13 protein-coding genes are annotated in these 18,036 nt (G+C 69.7%); 4 read left to right on the top strand and 9 right to left on the bottom strand.

Annotated elements, in window-relative coordinates:
• Nucleotides 1–6 precede the first annotated feature (6 nt).
• The 7 genes from AOK08_RS06240 to AOK08_RS06210 all read right to left on the bottom strand — a co-directional run bounded on the left by AOK08_RS06240 (nucleotide 7) and on the right by AOK08_RS06210 (nucleotide 10,971).
• Nucleotides 7–1,227 (bottom strand): cytochrome P450, encoded by a 1,221-nt coding sequence (locus AOK08_RS06240; protein ID WP_055524420.1) that lies wholly within the window; start codon nucleotides 1,225–1,227, stop codon nucleotides 7–9.
• The gene (locus tag AOK08_RS06235) at nucleotides 1,220–2,476 is read right to left on the bottom strand and encodes an ATP-grasp domain-containing protein (RefSeq protein ID WP_055524418.1); all 1,257 of its coding nucleotides are present in this window, start codon (nucleotides 2,474–2,476) and stop codon (nucleotides 1,220–1,222) included. Before AOK08_RS06235 ends, AOK08_RS06240 begins: the two co-directional genes overlap by 8 nt.
• A complete protein-coding gene (locus AOK08_RS06230) occupies nucleotides 2,473–3,552 on the bottom strand; it encodes an alpha/beta fold hydrolase (RefSeq protein ID WP_055524416.1) in 1,080 nt (359 codons plus the stop codon). Before AOK08_RS06230 ends, AOK08_RS06235 begins: the two co-directional genes overlap by 4 nt.
• On the bottom strand, nucleotides 3,549–4,343 hold the full coding sequence (locus tag AOK08_RS06225) for a thioesterase II family protein (protein WP_055524414.1): 795 nt from the start codon (nucleotides 4,341–4,343) through the stop codon (nucleotides 3,549–3,551). Before AOK08_RS06225 ends, AOK08_RS06230 begins: the two co-directional genes overlap by 4 nt.
• On the bottom strand, nucleotides 4,340–7,513 hold the full coding sequence (locus AOK08_RS06220; protein ID WP_055524413.1) for a non-ribosomal peptide synthetase: 3,174 nt from the start codon (nucleotides 7,511–7,513) through the stop codon (nucleotides 4,340–4,342). Before AOK08_RS06220 ends, AOK08_RS06225 begins: the two co-directional genes overlap by 4 nt.
• Complete coding sequence (locus AOK08_RS06215) at nucleotides 7,510–7,716, bottom strand: MbtH family protein (protein ID WP_055524411.1); 207 nt, start codon at nucleotides 7,714–7,716, stop codon at nucleotides 7,510–7,512. The genes AOK08_RS06220 and AOK08_RS06215 overlap by 4 nt, the downstream gene beginning before the upstream one ends.
• A gap of 93 nt (nucleotides 7,717–7,809) precedes the next feature.
• Nucleotides 7,810–10,971, bottom strand: a complete 3,162-nt coding sequence (locus AOK08_RS06210; protein ID WP_055524410.1) for a non-ribosomal peptide synthetase — start codon at nucleotides 10,969–10,971, stop codon at nucleotides 7,810–7,812.
• A gap of 762 nt (nucleotides 10,972–11,733) precedes the next feature.
• Here AOK08_RS06210 and AOK08_RS06205 point away from each other — a divergent pair.
• Both AOK08_RS06205 and AOK08_RS06200 read left to right on the top strand, forming a co-directional pair.
• A complete protein-coding gene (locus AOK08_RS06205; RefSeq protein ID WP_198539123.1) occupies nucleotides 11,734–12,831 on the top strand; it encodes a cytochrome P450 in 1,098 nt (365 codons plus the stop codon).
• Nucleotides 12,818–13,609: an FkbM family methyltransferase gene (locus AOK08_RS06200; RefSeq protein ID WP_055524407.1), complete on the top strand. Its 792-nt coding sequence runs from the start codon at nucleotides 12,818–12,820 to the stop codon at nucleotides 13,607–13,609. Before AOK08_RS06205 ends, AOK08_RS06200 begins: the two co-directional genes overlap by 14 nt.
• Nucleotides 13,610–13,648: 39 nt before the next feature.
• Here AOK08_RS06200 and AOK08_RS42300 read toward each other — a convergent pair whose 3' ends face one another.
• Together AOK08_RS42300 and AOK08_RS06190 are read right to left on the bottom strand one after the other, a co-directional pair.
• The gene (locus AOK08_RS42300; protein ID WP_079053859.1) at nucleotides 13,649–14,653 is read right to left on the bottom strand and encodes a LuxR C-terminal-related transcriptional regulator; all 1,005 of its coding nucleotides are present in this window, start codon (nucleotides 14,651–14,653) and stop codon (nucleotides 13,649–13,651) included.
• A gap of 453 nt (nucleotides 14,654–15,106) precedes the next feature.
• The gene (locus AOK08_RS06190) at nucleotides 15,107–16,456 is read right to left on the bottom strand and encodes an aminotransferase-like domain-containing protein (protein WP_055524405.1); all 1,350 of its coding nucleotides are present in this window, start codon (nucleotides 16,454–16,456) and stop codon (nucleotides 15,107–15,109) included.
• 239 nt (nucleotides 16,457–16,695) lie between these two features.
• Between AOK08_RS06190 and AOK08_RS06185 the strand changes: the two genes are divergently transcribed.
• Complete coding sequence (locus tag AOK08_RS06185) at nucleotides 16,696–17,274, top strand: hypothetical protein (protein WP_055524403.1); 579 nt, start codon at nucleotides 16,696–16,698, stop codon at nucleotides 17,272–17,274.
• Nucleotides 17,267–17,914 carry a LysE family translocator gene (locus tag AOK08_RS06180; RefSeq protein WP_055524401.1) on the top strand — a complete coding sequence of 216 codons (648 nt, stop codon included), beginning with the start codon at nucleotides 17,267–17,269 and terminating at the stop codon, nucleotides 17,912–17,914. Before AOK08_RS06185 ends, AOK08_RS06180 begins: the two co-directional genes overlap by 8 nt.
• Nucleotides 17,915–18,036: the final 122 nt, after the last annotated feature.

The following is an 18,036-nucleotide window of genomic DNA, read 5'->3' as shown; positions in this document are numbered from 1 at the left end:
AACTCTCTATGCTCGCAGCCGCAGCGGCAGGCTGCTCAGGCCGCTGAGGAAATTGGAATGGACCCGCTCGGTCGGCCCCGCGGGCTCCAGTACGCTCACGGTCTCGCGCAGACCGTCGAGCAGGGCCCCGATCTCGATCCGCGCGAGATGCACCCCGAGGCAGTAGTGGGGGCCGTAGGCGAAGGACAGATGCCGGTTGGGCTGACGGGCCAGGTCGAACCGGTCCGGTTCGTCGAACTCGGCCTCGTCGAAGTTGGCCGACGCGGTCCAGGCCACCACCGCGTCACCCGCGCGGATCCGTTCCCCGCCCAGATCCAGGTCCCGTACGGCGGTCCGGCCGATGTGCAGGGCCGGTGAGGTCCAGCGGAGGATCTCCTCCGTCGCCGAGGCCGTGGTGACGGTGCCGTCCTTCAGCGCACGCCACTGTTCGGGATGGTCGATCAGTGCCCGCACGCCACCGATCATGGTGAGCCGGGTGGTCTCGTCGCCCCCGAGGATGAGGCTGTAGCAGTTGAGCATCACCTCGTCGTCGGTGAGCCGGTCCCCTTCGACCAGCCCGCTGGACAGCAGGGTGATCAGGTCGTCGGCGGGCTCCTTGCGCCGGGCCCGGGCCAACTTGGCGAAGTAGAGCAGCAGTTCGCCCTTCGCCAGCCGGGCGGCACCCGGCGCGTGGGCGGCGCCCTCGGAGCCCAGCGCGTTGCTGGTCCGCTCCAGGATGAACTGCCGGTCCTTGGCGGGCACCCCGAGCAGATCGCAGATCGCCACCAGGGGAATGGTGGCCGCCACATCACTGGCGAAGTCGCACGTTCCGGTGCGTACGGCGGCGCGCAACAGTTCCAGCGTCGCCGATCTGATCCGCTCCGCGTAGCTCGTCAGCGCTCCCGGTGTGAAGGACCGCCAGAGCAGCTTGCGCATGCTGGTGTGCCGGGGACCGTCCATCACCGCGAGCATGCGGCCGGCTCCGGCGTCCCCACCGGTCAGCAGCGTGTCCATCACATTGCCCCCGGTGGAGACGAACGAGTCGCCGTCCCGGCACACCGTGAGCGCCTCGGCATACGTGCTGACCAGCCAGAACCCCCGCTTTCCCGGGGGCCGGCACCAGACCACGGGCTGTTCGGCGCGCAGCCGCCGGAAGTAGCCGGAGAGGTCCCGCTCGGCGTGCAGGGTCGGGTCGGTCAGATCCGGCACGGTGATGTCGTGCACGGATGCGGTCGCTGGACTAGGCATCAGGCAGGTACCTCATCGGTATCGTCCGGTCGCCCTCGGCGAACCGGAAGGAGTACGTCAAACGGCGCCCGGCTTCGGCGAGTTGGCCGAACATCTCGTCGTGGTCGGCGGCTTCTCCGCCGAGGAGGTCCAGCGGTTCGGTCATGACTCCGCCCGGCAGCCGGGCCCCTGCCCGTACATAGGGGGTGTACACGGTGACGCCCTTGACCTGCCGCGCCTCCCGCCATCCGTTGATGGCGGTCAGCTCACCGGCCTGTCGCGGCGCGGGATTGTTGTACTGCCAGTGCACGCGGCCCGTGGCGGTGACGGGGCGCGGCGGGGTGGTGTCCCCGAGGGCGGCCAGTCCGGCCATCCGCACCGGGTCCACTCCTGCCGCCCGTCTCGCGAGTTCGCCGATGTGCCCGCCCAGCCGGCCGTTCACCTCGATGACCCGGGGACCGTCCGGCGTCAGCTTCAGCTCGGTGTGGGTCACCCCGGTGCCGAAGCCGAGCGCCTTGAGCGCCGCCGCCGTCAGATCGAGTACGCGGCCGGCCTCGGCCTCGTCCAGCGGCGCCGGCCAGAACTGGCCCACCTCGCGGAAGGGAGCCGCGAGCGGGAACTTCCCCGTCAGCGCGAAGTGGTGCGGCGTTCCGCCCAGGACGACCGTCTCCACCGAGACGTAGTCGCCGAACGGGGCGCGGTCGGCACCGCGCAGGAGTTCCTCCAGTACGAAGACCTCTCCCGCGCCCTGGACACCGGCGAGCAGTCGCCGGCCCTCCTCCAGGTCCGTGACCGGATGGGTCTCGCGGCTGCCGCCGCCCCGCGCGGGCTTGAGCACGGCGGGAAGTCCGACCGCCGACACCGCCGCGTCCCAGCCGGAGCCGTCCGTGACGATCGCCGATCGGGTCGTGTCGACGCCGGCCGCGCGCAGCAGAGCGCGCTGACGGTTCTTGTCGGTGACCGCCTCGGCCGCCTCCGCACCCGGGCCGGGCAGCCCGAGGTCGGCGGCGAGCCAACCCGCCGACCTGATCATCAGCTCGCTGAAGGTGACGACACCGTCGACCCCCAGGGCCTCGGCCGTACGGCGGTCGGTCTCACGGTGCCGGCTGAGCGGGACGGTACGGCCGAGTGCCGCCATCACCGGCTCCAGGCGCCGGGCGTGCTCGGAGTCCGGAACGGCGAAGACGATCTCCGCGACGTCCTCCAGCGCACGGGTGATCTCCGCCGGATGCACCGCCCCCTTGTCGTAGGGCACCAGAAGACGTGTCATCGGGCCGCGCGCCGGATCTCGGACACCTGGACGGCGAATTCGTCCAGACGGCCGTGGTTGAGAAGGATCTTCACCGGTACCCGCACACCCAGCCGGGAACTCAGCTTCGCGCAGCCGCGCATCGCCGCGATGGAGGTGCCGCCCGCCTCGAAGAAACGGGTCTGTCCGTTCACCTCGGTGGCCGGCAGCAGTTCGCCCCACACCTCGATGACCGCTCGCAGCACCTCGCTCTCCATCGGCTCCACGGGAGCGGACTCGGCACCCGGAGCCGAAAGGGCATCGCCGGCCGGGCTCTGCGCGGGCCTGAGCCGCGCCGGGCGGACCAGGGCATCGAGGCCCGGCAGTTCCTCGCGGTAGTAGAAGTGACCGCCCGGCCAGGTCCGGGTCGTGAACGTGCCTGTCGTCAGCGGCGCCCAGGCACGCAGCACCTCGGCGGGAACGGCCGCATCCGCCGCGCCCCCCACCGCCACCAGCGGACATGACACGGTCCGGCCCGCCGAGGGGGACGCGTAGTCCCAGCCCAGCCGGAAGTCGTGGCGCACCACCGGGAGCGCCAGGGCGAGCAGCTCCGGTTCGTTCAGGGTCTCCGCCGGGAGGCCGCCCGCCGCGACCAGGGAGGCCGCCAGCACCTCGTCGTCGAGGAGGTGCAGCGGGCTGCCGTGGCTGTTCTCCGACAGCGGCCCGTCACCGCCGGCGCGCGTGCCGGGCGGACCGGCGGCGGAAACCACCAGGACATCGGCCGGCGTGCCGTGCTGTTCGAGTACCAGCGCCGCCTCCAGGGCGACCAGGCTGCCCATGCTGTGCCCGAGGAGCAGCCTCGGCGGCTCGGTGAACTCGGCGAGGTATTCCTTGACCAGCGTGGCGGCCAGCTCCTCCACGGACTCGGCGAACGGTTCGCCGGTCCGGCCGCCATGCCCGGGGTACTGCACGGCTATCGTCCGGAAGCCGGGCAGCCGCTCGCCCCACTCCCGGACGGAGTGGGCGCTGCCACCCGCGAAGGGGAAGACGAGCGCCACCGGGAGCTCCGGTCCGGGAGCCCCGGTCAGCTCCCAGAAGCTGGGTGAGAGCGGCCTCATGCCGTCTTTCCTTCCGTGGTCGTCCGCGGTGGTGAGGCCGCGCTGTCGGCGGCGTCCGTGAGAAGTGACGCGATGTTGTGCGGGTGTTCCATGACGTGGAAGTGGCCCCCGGGTACGAACGCGACGGTGCACCCGGCCGTGGTGCACCCGCCCCAGCCCGCGAGGTCCTCCTCGCTCACCGTGGGGTCGTCGGATCCGCCGACCGCGGTCACCGGTGCGCCGATGACCGCTCCGGGCTGCGGCCGGTGGATCTCACCGAGCCGGGTGTCGTGCCGGATCACGGGCAGCATCACCTCCAGCAGCTCGGGTTCGTCGAGCAGCTCCTGCTCGATCCCGCCGTGGCCCACCAGCAGGTCGAGCAGGACCTCGTCGGTTTCCAGGTGGACCGTCCGGGTCTGCGCTGCCATCGCGTGCGGGTCGACGCAACTGGAGGCGATCAGCCGTCGTACCCGTACGCCCCGTGCGGTGAGCGCCCGGGCCACCTCGAAGCCCACGATCGAGCCGAAGCTGTGGCCGAACAGGACGACCTCGGGCGGTGCCAGCGCCAGTACGGCGTCGGCCGTCTCGGTGGCGATGCTCAGGACGTCAGGCGCCAGAGCCTCGGTGAAGCGTGCCCCGTGCCCCGGGTAGTCGACGCCCACCACCGGCGAACCGCCGGTCATGGCATGGGCGACGGGCAGGAACACCGTGCTGTTGCACCCCGAGTGCGGGAGCAGGACGATCAGCGGAGCGGTGGGAGAACCGTCCCTGAGGCCGACCAGCACCGGGGCGGACCGCGTCTGTGCCGTCACTGGTTCAGCTCCTTGCCGAGTCGCTCGGCCAGGGCGGCGACAGTCGGTGCCGAGAGGAAGTCGCGTACGGCGATGCGGATGCCGAACTTCTTGCGGATCTCGGAGATGATGCGGACCGCCTGGAGCGACTGTCCGCCGAGCGAGTAGAGCGTGCTGGTGAGATCGTTCACCGGCGTGTCGAGCACCTCGGCCCAGATGTCCGCGATCTCCGCCTCAAGGGGGGTACGCGGCTGTGCCGTGTCCGGAGCGCCGGCCGGCGCGGCGGGCTCCGTGGCGGCCAGCGCCGTACGGTCGGCCTTGCCGCTCGGGGTCAGGGGCAGGCCGGACGTCACCCAGATACGCGTCGGGACGACACCGGACGGAAGCCGCTCGGCACAGGCCCGCTCGACCTCCGTGACGAGGCCGGCCGGGTCGGCCGTGCCGGCCGCCGCCGTGACGGCCAGTCCCAGGTGCGTTCCCGCGGGCGTCCGGCTCACGTACGCGGCTGCCGAGACCACACCGGCGGCCTGGGCCGCGGCGGCCTCGATGTCGGCGAGCTGCACGCGCTGACCGTTCAGCTTGATCTGGTCGTCCGCGCGGCCCAGATAGTAGAGACAGCCGTCCGTGCCCCGCCGGCCGAGGTCACCGGTGCGGTAGACCCGGTCGCCGGGGCGGACCGCCGACGACACGAACCGGGCCTTGGTCAGGACCTCGTCGCCGTGGTAGCCCAGCGCGACACCGGCCCCGCCGACGCAGATCTCGCCCACGGCGCCGAGGGGCACCTCGCGGAGGTTCTCGTCGAGGACGTGGAGCTCGACGCCGGGAAGCGCGGTGCCGATGCTCCGCGTGTCCTGGTCACGCGCGGAGGTGGAGAACGAGGCGCACACGGTGGTCTCGGTCGGCCCGTAGGCGTTGACCAGGCAGACGGATCGCTCCAGCGTCCGGGCCAGCGCCGTCGGCAGTGCCTCACCGGCGGAGACGATCACCTTCAGGGTGGGCGGCACCTGTCCGATCGTGCCGAGCAGCGAGGGGGTGCTCGTCAGTACCTGGGTGCCGAACTCCGTCAGGTCCTCGGCGAGGGTCTCGGGGGCGCAGAAGTCGAGGCGGCCCTGTCTGCCCAGCGGCAGTGCCATCTCCCAGACCGACGCGTCGAACGACGGTGTGGCGACGGCGGCGAAGCTTTCCGAGCCGTCGACCGGGAGGGCGTCCTGGGCGACGACGAGGTGGTCCAGGTTCGCCCGGCTGACCGTCACGCCCTTGGGCCGGCCGGTCGACCCCGAGGTGTAGATGAGATAGGCGGGAGCCGAGCCGTCGACCTCGTGCGGGCCGGTGCCGGTGCCGGGTTCGGCTCCGGGCCGCACGACGACCGGTCCCGTACTCCAGGGAAGGTCACCGACGGCGTCCGTCACGATGTGGCTCGCGCCGCTGTCCTCGACGAGTTCGCTCAGCCGCCGCACGGGGTGGACCGGATCGAGCGGAAGATAGACCCCGCCCGTCCACAGGACGGCGAGAAACGTGATGAGGAGGTCCCTGCCCCGGGGCAGATGTACGCCCACCACGGAACCGGGGACGACCCCGGCGTCCTTGAGCCGCACGGCCGACGCCTCGACCGCGGCACGCAGTTCGGCGTAGGTCAGGCCGCCCTGACGGTCCGTCACGGCGGCGCGCTCCGGCGTGGTCCGCTCGGTGGACAGGAAACGGTCGAGCAGTCCTCGGCCGCTTCCCGCGTCCGCTGTCGCGGTGGGCGCCGTCTCGCCGGAGGGCCGGGGAGCGGGGTCGGCCCCCGCCAGGGACAGGCCGCTCAGCGGGAGGTCGGGGTGGCCGGCGCAATAGGCGTAGACCGTAGCCAGCGCCTCGTTCATCCGGCTGATCGTCCCGGCCTCGAACAGTTCCCGGTTGTACTCCAGATATCCGGCGAACCCGTCCCCGACCGGGGCCATGGTCAGCGTCAGATCGAAGATGCTGGTCCGCTCGTGGACCATGAGGGCCTCGACCGACGCCTCACCGAAGACCAGCTTGCCGCGGTCCGCCGTCTGTAGCGCGAGGGCCGTGTTGACGATCGGTGTCGACCACTGGTCCTCGTCCGCCCGCCGGTGCTCCTGAACGATCTGGTCGAACGGCAGCGCCTGGTGGTCGAAGGCCGCGAGCATCGTCGTACGGACCTGGCGCAGCAGTTCACGGAAGGTCAGGTCGGGATCGAGGCGGACACGGATCGGCAGCAGGTTCACGAACATGCCGATCAGCGGTTCGAGTTCCGCCTTGGCCCGGTTGGCCACGGGCAGTCCGACGACCACCTCGTCCTTGCGCGACCAGCGGCCGAGGAACAGGGCGTACCCGGCCAGCAGGGCCATGGCAAGCGAGGCACCCTCCTGCTCCACTGTCATGCCTATGCCAACACAGGACTCCGGGGAGACGGCGGAGGAGTGGAGATCGCCCTTGAACGACTGCACCACCGGACGGGGATGGTCCGTCGGAAGGTCCAACAGGGGCGGGGCAGAACGGAGTTGGTCCTTCCAGTACGCCGTGTGCTCGGCGAAGCGCCCCTCGTCCACGGACCGTCGCTGTTCCTCGGCGAAGCTGCTGTACGAGGTCGTCAGCTCGGGCAGGGTGACGGGCGCGCCGTGCAGGAAATGGTCGTAGAAATGCGAGATCTCGTTCTGGAACACGCCGAGGGACCAGCCGTCGAACGCGATGTGATGCACGACGAAGGCCAGTACGTGGTCGTCGTCGCCGATCCGCCAGAGCCGCAGCCGCAGAGCCGCGTCGGCGCCGAGGTCGAACGGCCGGCTCGCGTACTCCTGGATCGCCGGAATCAACCAGTTGACGCCGTCGTCACCGGTCGGGGCTTCGGCGCGGACGACATCGAGGGCCACGGGCGCGGGCGGGTCCGTCACCATGACGGGCTCGTCCCGCTCGTACACGTAGCGGGTACGCAGGGGCTCATGACGTGCGATGACCGCTTCGAATGCCTGCGCGAGACTCTGGTGGTGCAGGGTCCCGCGCAGCCGGTAGCAGAACGCGGAACCCGTGTTCTCGCTCTCACCGAGACCGCTCTGGAACCACAGCCCCCGTTGGCCCAGGGAGATCCGGCCCGTGTTCGCGGAGGTCACGGTCGGGTCCTGTGCCGTGGCTTCGGCCCTCTGGGCGAGCCATTTCGCGATCGCCGCCCTGCGTTCGGCCGTCTGACTCACTTGCCGCTCCTGGACATCTGGTCGACGAGGCTCTGCGGGCGCATGTCCGTCCACACCTCGTCGACGAATTCAGTGCACGCGCTCTCCGTGCCGGTGAATCCCGCCCCTCGCCAGCCGGCCGGTGGGCTCAGCCGCGCGGGGTGGATCGAGTACTGTCCTTCGTCGTTCACAAGCACCTGAAAATGGGCGCCCGAGGCCGTCATGTGTCCTCCTGGACGGATGAAGAATTCGTGGAACGTGGTTCGGAAGACCTACGTGGTTCGGAAGACCTACGTGGTTCAGAAGAGCCACATGGTTCAGACGGTGTCGCCGATGGCGGCGAAGAGCCGTTGCTCGATGTCGTCCGCGAGGTTCTGAAGCACCGTCTGTTCGAAGTAGAGGCTCAGCGGGACGTGCACACCCAGGCGGTCGCTCATCCGGGCCGCCACCTGGGTCGCCAGGAGGGAATGGCCGCCGAGGGCGAAGAAGTCGGCGTGGGCCGACACCCGGGACAGGCCCAGCACCTCGGCCCAGACCTCCGCGAGCACCTCGGCCACCGGACCCTCGGGAGCCGTGAAGCCGGCTTCCGGGCCGCTCGGCACCTCGCGCCGTGCCAGCGCGGCCCGGTCGACCTTGCCGTTCGCCGTCAGGGGAAGACCGGACAACTGGACCAGGGAGGACGGCACCATGTGCCGAGGCAGCAGACGGCCGATGTCCGCGCGGATCTCCTCGATGTCCAGCACGCCGTCCGCCGCCGCCGACGGGACCAGGAAGGCGGCCAACTGACTGCCCGCACCCGGCACTTCGCGAACGACGACGCAGGCCGCGCCGACTCCCTTGGCCTCCAGGAGCACCCGCTCCACCTCGGCCGGTTCGATCCTGAAGCCACGGATCTTCACCTGTGCGTCGGTCCGGCCCCGGAAGACGAGCTTCCCGCCGCTGTCCCAGTGCATGCGGTCACCGGTCCGGTACATCCGCGATCCGTCCCCGGCGAAGGGATCCGCGAGGAACCGGGAAGCGGTGAGACCCGGCTGCCCCGCGTATCCCCGGGCGACCCCGGCGCCGCCGACGTAGAGCTCGCCGGGAGTTCCGTCCGGCACCAGGCGCAACAGCTCGTCGAGCAGATACAGCCGCCCGCCGGGCAGCGGCCCGCCGAGGGTGACCTCCGCTCCCTCCCGCTGCTCCCCGGCGGCGCTGACCACGGACGCCTCGGTGGGACCGTACAGATTGGAGAGCCGGTAGGACCCTCCGGCGGGTACGGCGGTCAGCTCGTCCCCGCCGACCTGGATCCGTCGGACACGGCCGGGTATCCGGCCGCCGGCGTTCTCCACGGCGGTGAGCACCGGGGTCACGAGGAAGGCCACGGTGACACCGGAGACATCGAGGAACCGGCAGAACGCCACCGGGTCGACCCTGACCTCGTCCGGCACGACGGTCAGACAGGCACCGGCGGCCAGCGCGGGCGCCATCTCCAGGAGGCCGGCGTCGAAGCTGATGCCCGCCAACTGCGGGATCCGGTCCGTGTGCGTCAGTTCGTACTCGCGGACGTACCAGTCGACCAGATTGCCCAGCCCGCTGTGCGGTACCTGAACTCCCTTGGGGCGTCCACTCGTTCCCGACGTGTAGACCGTGTAGGCCACGCTGCCGCCGGCCGGCGCGTCGAGGGCGGGCGGCACCTTTTCCGAACAACGGGCGCGGGGCGAGATGACCGTGGGCACCCCGGCCCAGATGCCCTCTTCCTCCGGTGCCGAGGTGATCAGCACCCTGACACCGGCGTCCCGCACCATGAACCGCAGGCGGTCCACCGGGTAGTCGGGGGCGAGCGGCACGTATGACGCGCCGGCCCCCATGACGGCGAGCAGGGCCACGACCAGGTCGGCCGAGCGCGGCAGATGGACCCCCACCGGTGTCTCGGGGCCCACGCCCGCCTCCCTGAGCACCTGCGCCAGCCGGCGGGCCCGGTCGAGCAACTCCCCGTAGCCGAGGGTCTCGTCGCCCGCGACCACGGCCGGCCGGTCGGGATACCGGGCCGCGGTCTGCTGCACCCGCTCCACGAACCCCGGGGCTCCGGGAACGGCAGCCGCCGTGCCCCGGGCGAGGAGTTCGGCGCGCTCCGCGGCGCCGACCGGCGGATGAGCGAGCAGCGGGGCGTCGGGCCGGTCGCACAGCTCCGCGAGCAGTCGCAGGAAGCGGTCCCCGAACGCGGTCACCGCGGCGGCGTCCAGTACGTCCGTGGCGAACGACAGCGCCAGGAGGGTGTTGCCCGAGTGCTCCTCGAGTTCCGCGACGAAGTCGAAGTGGGTGCTCTCCCCGTACGTGAAGGGCAGGGGGGTGCCCAGGAGGGAGCCGTCGGAGGAGTCGACCTCCCGTACGTCGTTGAACACGGCCTGCACCAGCGGGCCGCAACCGGGCAGCCGTTCCGGGACCAGGTGCTGGACCAGCTCGTCGAAACCGAGGCCGATGTGGTCCAGCGACTCCAGCACCGACTCGCGGTTCAGGTCGAGCAGGCGGTCGAAGGACGCCGACTCGTCTACGCGGGCCCGCAGCGGCACCATGTTGAGCAGCGGGCCGACAACGTTCTCCGAACCCGGCTCGAAGCGGTCGGCGATCATGGTGCCCACCACTACGTCGTCCTGACCGCACCAGCGGCTCAGCGCGACCTGGAGAGCGCTCAGGTACACGACGAAGTCCGAACTGTCCGCGGTGGCGGCCACCCGGCGGACCTCTCGGCAGAGGGGCTCGGGGATCTCCAGCTCCACGCGGTCGCCACGATGGGAGCGCACACCGGGTCTCGCCCGCTTCAGGGGAAGCTCCAGCGTCGAGGGGACCCCGGAAAGGGTGTGCTCCCAGTGGGCGAGGCTGTCGAGGCGGGCCGCGTCCGCCGCGTCGCTCCCCGCCCGCTCGGCGAGGTCGGTGAGCCGCAGGGAGATCTCCGGCAGGTCCGGAGCCAGGTTCTGTGCCTCCGCGCGGTACAACTCGGCCAGATCACGGTGCAGAAGACCGAGGGACCAGCCGTCCGTGGCGATGTGATGCATGACGAGCATCAGCGTCCGGTCGCCCGTGCCCGCCGCGAGGACACGCGCTCTGAAGACCGGGCCGAATTCCAGGTCGAAGGGCTCGCGGAAGTACTCGACGTGCCGATCGCTCAAGAGGTCCGCCACCGGATCCCAGCCCTCGACCTCTTCGTGGACGAGTTCGGGAACGTACGGCGGCCGGACGACCTGGAGCAGCTCGTCCGCGTCGAAGCGGAAGGTGGTCCGGAGCGCCTCGTGCCGCTTCACCAGAGCGGTCAACGCGCGTTGAACGACGGCAAGGGACAGGCCGGCCGGAAGGCGAAGCAGCAGAACGGAGTGGAAACCCGCCCCGTCGGCTCCGGAATCCTGGCGGACCCGGTTCTCTATCCATATCCGGCGCTGCGCGGGGGTCGCCCGCGCCACCACCTCCGGATTCTGCGCATGCCGCAGACCATCGCCGTGCATACTGCCCCCGTTTTTCAAGCTCTTTGGTCTTTGCCCGCCCCAGCTCGCAGATGATCTTGAAGGCGGACCGTTGAAAGATACACACGCCCACTCGGCAAGTGTCAACAGCTAATTGATGCCGGACAGTTGCCGAACTGGGCTTGCGTACTGCCGTCAAACGCGGTCGAGTTGTGCACAATTGCCCGCGAAGTGACGGTGGAAGCACGGGGGATGGCGGGGCCGAAGTGCGGCACGGGTCACGTTTGCATCTGTACGGAGCGGGCAACCTCTGATAGGAATGATCTTCGTTGGCGGACAACGGTGCCGTCTTGAGGGAACGCTGTCGCGCGCTCGCAGACGCGTCGACCGCATTTGAACTCGTGGTTGTGAGCACTTCCTGTGCCGACCGCGGAACGACCGCAGAACGACCGCAGACTGATCGAAGCCGGCCGAAGCCGATAGAAGGCCGGCTGATCGTCACGACCGTGGCGTGCGGTGTACTCCCTCTCACCCTTCCAACCATTTCTTGTTTTCACGTGTGTCTTCGTTCTGCGCGTGCGCGTGTCAATGGCCATCGAGACCACACCAGAGGAGAGCGTCATGCACCCGGGAGGGGACAGGGCGGGTAAGGGAAATGTGGAGCTGACCGATCCGGAGCTGTTCCGCGACGACCGATTCATGAAAGAGCTCACACGGCTGCGTCATGACGATCCCGTTCACTTTCATGAGGACGGGGGCGGCCCGGGATTCTGGGTTGTCACGCGCCACGCGGACGCTTCCCATGTGTACGCGAACGACGAACTCTTCAGCTCGCGGCTCGGTATGCGGCTCGGTGCCAACGCCGATGCCGTGAAAGCCGTGGCCGACCGCATGCTGATCGTCACCGACAGCCCGGAACATGTACGGGTACGGCGACTCGTGGGATCGGCCTTCACTCCTCCCGTGGTCCGAGACCTCGAAGCGAGCGTCCGGGGTGTGGTGCGGGAGCTGATGGACGCGGTGGTGGCCGACGAGCCGCGTGAGTTCGTCTCGGCGGTCGCACGCCCCCTGCCCACTCAGGTGATCTGTGCGTTCATGGATTTGCCCCGCACCGACTGGGAATGGATCGGGCAACTGACCACCGACGGAATCGACTCCGACGACGACGAGGTCAGACTGGCCGCCAACTCCGAGCTGTTCCTCTACTTCACCGAGGTGATCGAGGAGCGTCGGCAGCGACCGGGACCGGACCTGATCAGCATCCTCATCAGGGCGGCCGCCGAGGCCGAGGAGTCCGGGGCCGCGCCGTTCTCCGAAGTCGATCTCGTGGTGAATCTCGCCGGCATCCTCATCGGGGCCAACGAGACGACTCGTTACGCCGTCGCCGGCGGGCTGGTCGCACTTGCGAACCATCCGGAGCAGTGGTCGGGTCTGCGGCGCGACGCGAGTCTGGTCGCTCCGGCGGTGGAGGAGATCCTGCGCTGGACCTCACCGGCCGTGCACGCCATGCGGACCGTCACGGCCGAGACCCTGCTCGGCGGTCGCACCCTGGCCCCCGGGGACCGGGTGACGGTCTGGACGCCGGCCGCCAACCGGGACCCCGAGGTCTTCCCCGACCCGGAGACGTTCGACATTTCGCGGCGCCCCAACCGGCACCTCGCCTTCGGTCACGGTCGGCATGTATGTGTCGGTGCGCGACTTGCCCGGATGGAGATAGCGGCGTTCCTCGACGAACTACGCGCCCGGGTGCGGCGGATTCATCTCGTCGAGCCGGTGGAATGGAGCCCTTCCAACTTCACCCGAGGGCCACTCGGAGTCATGGTGCGGCTGGAGCCGGCCGGTTCGGCACCTGTTCATCGGAAGTTCAACGACAGTGAGAGTGGATGCCATGCGGACCAGTGACCAGACTTCTCAAAAGGCGAGCATCGAACTGCCGGACGGGCGAACCGTCGCCTGTGTCACGGAATCCGAGGCGCTGCTGCTCTGGACCGAGATCTCGGTGGACGGAATGTATGACGCCGCCGTCGGGAGTCTTCGGCCCGGAGACACGGTGCTTGACATCGGAGCGAATATCGGGCTGGCTTCGGTGTTCTTCCACAGCCGTGTACCCGATCTGCGGCTCATCGCATTCGAGCCCGCACCGCAAACCTTCGCCTGTCTTGAGGAGAACCTGCGAATCCATGTCCCGCAGGCCGTCGCGGTGCGCGCCGCGGTGTGCGACAGCGCCGGGGAGATGGAGTTCACCTTCTATCCGAATTCCCCCGGGAACTCCAGCCTCTTCGCGGACCGTACGGCGGACGATCAGACCACTCGTCGGTTTCTCCTGAATTCGGGAGTCGACGAGGAATTCATCGACGAACTGCTCGAAGATCTCCACCTCGGGATCTCCCTTCCCGTTCCGGCTGTCACGGTGTCGGATGTCATCCGGCAGTACGACCTGACGGGCATCGGTCTCCTCAAGGTGGACGTCGAGCGCGCCGAACTCTCGGTGCTCCAGGGGATAGAGGAAGCCCACTGGCCGCTCATCCGCTGCGTCGCGGCCGAGGTCCACGCGGAGGACGGCCGCCTGGAAACGATCACCGCCCTGCTGACAGAACACGGCTTCTCGGTCGACGTCTCACAGAGCCCCAAACTGGCGGGCACCGCCCTGTACGACCTCGTCGCACACGCGGGGACGTGATCGCGGCCGGGCAGGCGGGCTTGGAACGGACGCGGCGAATCAGGAACCGACCAGCTCGTCCTGTTCGAGGAGGCGGCGCTGGGCGATGAGATAGCCGAGTTCGGCTCGGCTGCGGCTGCCCAGGACATCGGCGACCTTCTTGATGTGGGCGGAGACGGTGCGGGAACTCATGCCCAGGCGGCCGGCGATCGTTTCGTCGGTGTGGCCGGTGACGACCATGCGGAGCATGGCGGAGCGGACCGAGTCGATCAGCAGGTCCGGCCGGTGCTGCTCGGGGGTGATGGACACCGGTCGGGCGCGTTCCCACATGTGGTCGAAGACCTTGACGAGGAAGGCGACGGCGCCGGGGTGCCGGACGGCGAGTGCCGCGGTCCTGCGTTCCGGGATGCCGGGGATGAAGGCGACCGCCCGGTCGCAGATGATGACGCGTTCGAAGATCTCGTCCAGGGTGCGGACCTCGGCTCCCTCGGCCGTCACCCGCTCTATGTAGGCCAGGGTCGGCTGGTGGGAGCGCACGCTGTGCTGGTACAGCGTGCGCTGGCCCACGCCACGGCGTACCAGCGCGAGATCGCGGGGCAGGGCCTCCGCGAGGAGGGCCGGGGAGCGTCCGCCGCCCGGCTGCGCGGTGAGCAGTTCCTCCTTGCACACCTCGACGGCCAGCCTCAGCGACTGGCTGATCACGTCCGTGCCCTTCAGGGACTCGATGGGGACGCCCGTGTCGTGCTGCGCGGTGCGGTAGAGGGTCTCCGCGGCCATGAAGGACGAGCGCAGGACCGCCAGGGTCTTCTCGTGGCGTTCGATCTCCTGGACGACGGAACGGGAGAGTTCCGCCTCGGCGACCTTCGGGGGGATGGGCACGAAGTACCCGGTCAGGCCCGGCATCGAACGTAACAGCCCGTACGTGACGACGCAGTCGGGAACCTCTCCCGATATCGTCCCGCTGTTGAGGGCCTCGCGATAACTCTCCAGCCCCTGCGTGCAGAAGTGAGCCTCACACGAGGTTCCGCCGCTTTCCTTTTCCTTGATGCCCTTTTTCTGGCACATATGTCCACCCCCGCGTATTGCTGCGCTGCGTGTTCCCGACGCCCTTCGCTCTCGCGCTGCCGTCCCGACATCGGCAAGATTGATTAAGCGAGGGGCGCTTGCGGTGAGCATCACCGCCCGCCTGGAGAGTTATAGCTAAACGTGGAAATACTCACACCCGAGAGGTATCGAAGATGTCAAGGATCACCCGATACACGCAAGCTTGCGCAACCCTTGTCGAGGTCAGCGCCCGGTCGGTCGACGACTCGGCCTGGGGCTGAGTTCGGCCAGCGCGGCAGAAATTCGCCGTCGGGGCTTCCTGCGTGGCGTCGCGGAGATTTTCCGCAATTCTTTCGGAAAATCGTAAGTTCTCGTGGAATTGGCGGCGTCTCTATCGCCCCAGAGTGAAAAGTTTCAACGCGCACCGACCGGTTGGAGAAAAAGCGGTACGGCGTACGGGCGGGGCTGCCGGCGTCAGTCGGTGACCAGGTCCTCGGGGGCGGACCGGGCCAGTTCGGCGAGCGTGCCGAGCGCCCGGGACAGGACGTCCGGCTCCGGCGAGGCGAGGCCCAGCCGGACGGCGTTGGGGGAGTGGTTGCGGCCGACGGTGAACGCCGCGGCGGGCACCACCCCGATGCCGTGCCGCGCGGCGGCGGCGACGAAGGTGTCCGCGCGCCACGGGCGGGGCAACTGCCACCAGCAGTGGTAGGAGCGCGGATCGCTCCGTACGGCGAAGCCGGCGAGGTGCCGGGCCGCGACCTTCTGCCGTACCACCGCTTCCCGCTGTTTGGCCTCGACCAGCGCCTTCACCGCGCCGTCCTGCTGCCAGCGGTGGGCGGCGTCCAGGGCGAACCGCGTGGGGGTCCAGCCGCCCGACCGCATGGTGGAGACGATCTCGCTGACCAGGGCGCCGGGCGCCACCACGAACCCGAGGGTCAGGCCCGGGGCGATGCGCTTGGACAGGCTGTCGATCAGGACGGTCCGGCCGGGGGCGTACGCGGCCAGCGGCGGGAGTTCGTCGTGGAGGAAGGACCAGACGGCGTCCTCGATCGCGGGGATGCCCAGGCCGAGCAGTACGTCGGCCAGCCGCTCGACGCGCCGGGCGGGCATGCTGACGGAGAGCGGATTGTGCAGCCTCGGCTGTACGTAGACGGCGTGCAGCGGGGCCGCCGCATGGGCCTCCTCGACCGCCTCCGGGACGAGCCCGTCGCCGTCCATGGCCAGCGGGACGAGGGTGATGCCGAGGCGGGCGGCGACGGCCTTGACGATCGGGTAGGTCAGCTCCTCGACGCCGAGCCGGGCACCCGGCGGCACCAGTGCGGTGACGACGGCCGAGATCGCCTGCCGCCCGTTGCCCGCGAAGTGGATCCGCGCCGGGTCCGGGCGCCAGCCGCCACGGGCGAGCATGTCGGCGGCGGATTCCCGTACGGCCGGAAAACCCGACGTGCCGACCGGTCGCAGGGCGTGCCCGAGGGCGTCGGGCCGCAGCAGCCCGCCGAGCGATTCCGCGAGCAGGGCGTTCTGCTCGGGGACGACCGGATAGTTGAGCTCCAGGTCGACGCGACGACTGTCGGCGGGTTCGGTGAGCGCGGGGCCGGTGGCCGCGGACCCGGCGGACTCCGCGCGCACGAAGGTGCCCCGGCCCACCTCGCCCACCGTCAGGCCCCGGCGGGCCAGTTCCTGGTACACGCGGGTGGCGGTGGAGTTGGCGATGCCGTGCTGCCGTGCGAACTCGCGTTGCGGGGGGAGCCGGTCGCCGGGCCGGAGGGCACCGGCTCCGATCTCCCCGGCCACCATGTCGGCGACGCTCCGGTAGTCCTTCACGGCGCTCCCCCATCGTCCATCGTCGGCCGTCCATCGTCGGCCGTCGGTCGGTCTTCCCGTGCGGACATCCATCCAACCACAGCATTGCACTCAGTGCAATGCTCGTATTGCATCGAAGTTCGCCGTGCAATAAAGTCCGAGCATTGCCCCGAGCGGGCGGGTCTTCGGACGGAAGGAGTCCAGGGCGCATGAAAACGACCACGCGATCCCGGTCACCGCTCGGCCGGACTCCTCCGCCCATGCCCGACTGTCGCGACTGCGGCTTCACCTCCGACCCGATCGGGCACGATGTGATCGCCGACGTGCTCCGGCAGTACACGGCGGGCTGGCAGCGGTTCCTGCGGGATCCGGGATCGGGCGGCCGGTGCGCGGGCCTGCCCGCCTGGTCGCCCCTGGAACGGGGCTGCCATGTCCGGGACATGTGCCTGCTGTTCCACATCCGGCTCGATGCAATCCTCGGACAATCGCCGATTGCACCGCGATTATCGGCCGGGGCGGAGTCCGGGGCCTCTGCGGACCGCCCGGACACCGGCCCGCGCTACCGGGACGAGGAGCCGCGGCAGGTGGCCCAGGAGCTGGGGTGTGCCGCCGAGGCCCTGGCCCGCCGCCTGGCCATGCTCACCGCCGACGACTGGGACCGCGACGATCCGCGCCTGGCCGATCCACGGCTCACCGTCGACTTCTTCACCCGTCATCTCCTCCACGACATCGCGCACGACCTCGCCGAGGTCCTGCGCGACGGCCGCGCCGACGACGAAGCGGCCTCCGAGGGGACGACGGCACAACGCACCGACGAATTGAGGAATTTTCATGGTTGAACTGAGCGGGGTCCTCGGCGTGGTGGTGGTGGCCCTCGGCATGGTGCTCACCCCAGGCCCGAACATGATCTATCTCGTCTCCCGCAGCATCACCCAGGGCAGGCGCGCCGGCATCGTCTCCCTCGGCGGCGTCGCCATCGGGTTCATGGTGTATCTGCTCGCCGCGAACCTGGGTCTGTCGGTCGTCTTCCTCGCCGTGCCCGAGTTGTACTTCGCGGTGAAGCTCGCGGGCGCCGCCTACCTCGCCTACCTGGCCTGGAACGCGCTGAAGCCGGGCGGGGTCTCCGTGTTCGCCCCGCAGGACGTGCCGCACGACTCACCGCGCAAGCTGTTCACCATGGGCCTGATGACGAACCTGCTCAACCCGAAGATCGCCATCATGTACCTCTCGCTCATCCCCCAGTTCATCGACCTGGACAAGGGCCACGTCCTCCTCCAGGGCCTCATTCTGGGCTCGATCCAGATCGTTGTCAGCGTCGCGGTCAACCTCGCCATCGTCCTGGCGGCCGGCGCCATCGCCGTCTTCCTCGCCCACCGTCCGTCCTGGCTGAAGGTGCAGCGCTACGCGATGGGCACGGTACTGGGCCTGCTCGCCATCTCCCTGGCCATCGACACCTCGGGCCCGACCAAGGCGAGCTGACGGCACGGCGGTCGCACCCCGAAAAGCCGGATGGCCGGAGGGTCGGCAGCGGAATCCCCGCTACCGACCCTCCGGCCATGCCCCCCCGGCTTCGGTACTACCGGGCCGCGGTCAGTTGTTCG

It is taken from the genome of Streptomyces graminilatus (assembly GCF_001418565.1).
Lineage (GTDB): Bacteria > Actinomycetota > Actinomycetes > Streptomycetales > Streptomycetaceae > Streptomyces > Streptomyces graminilatus.
This window is presented reverse-complemented; position numbering and strand designations above follow the sequence as displayed.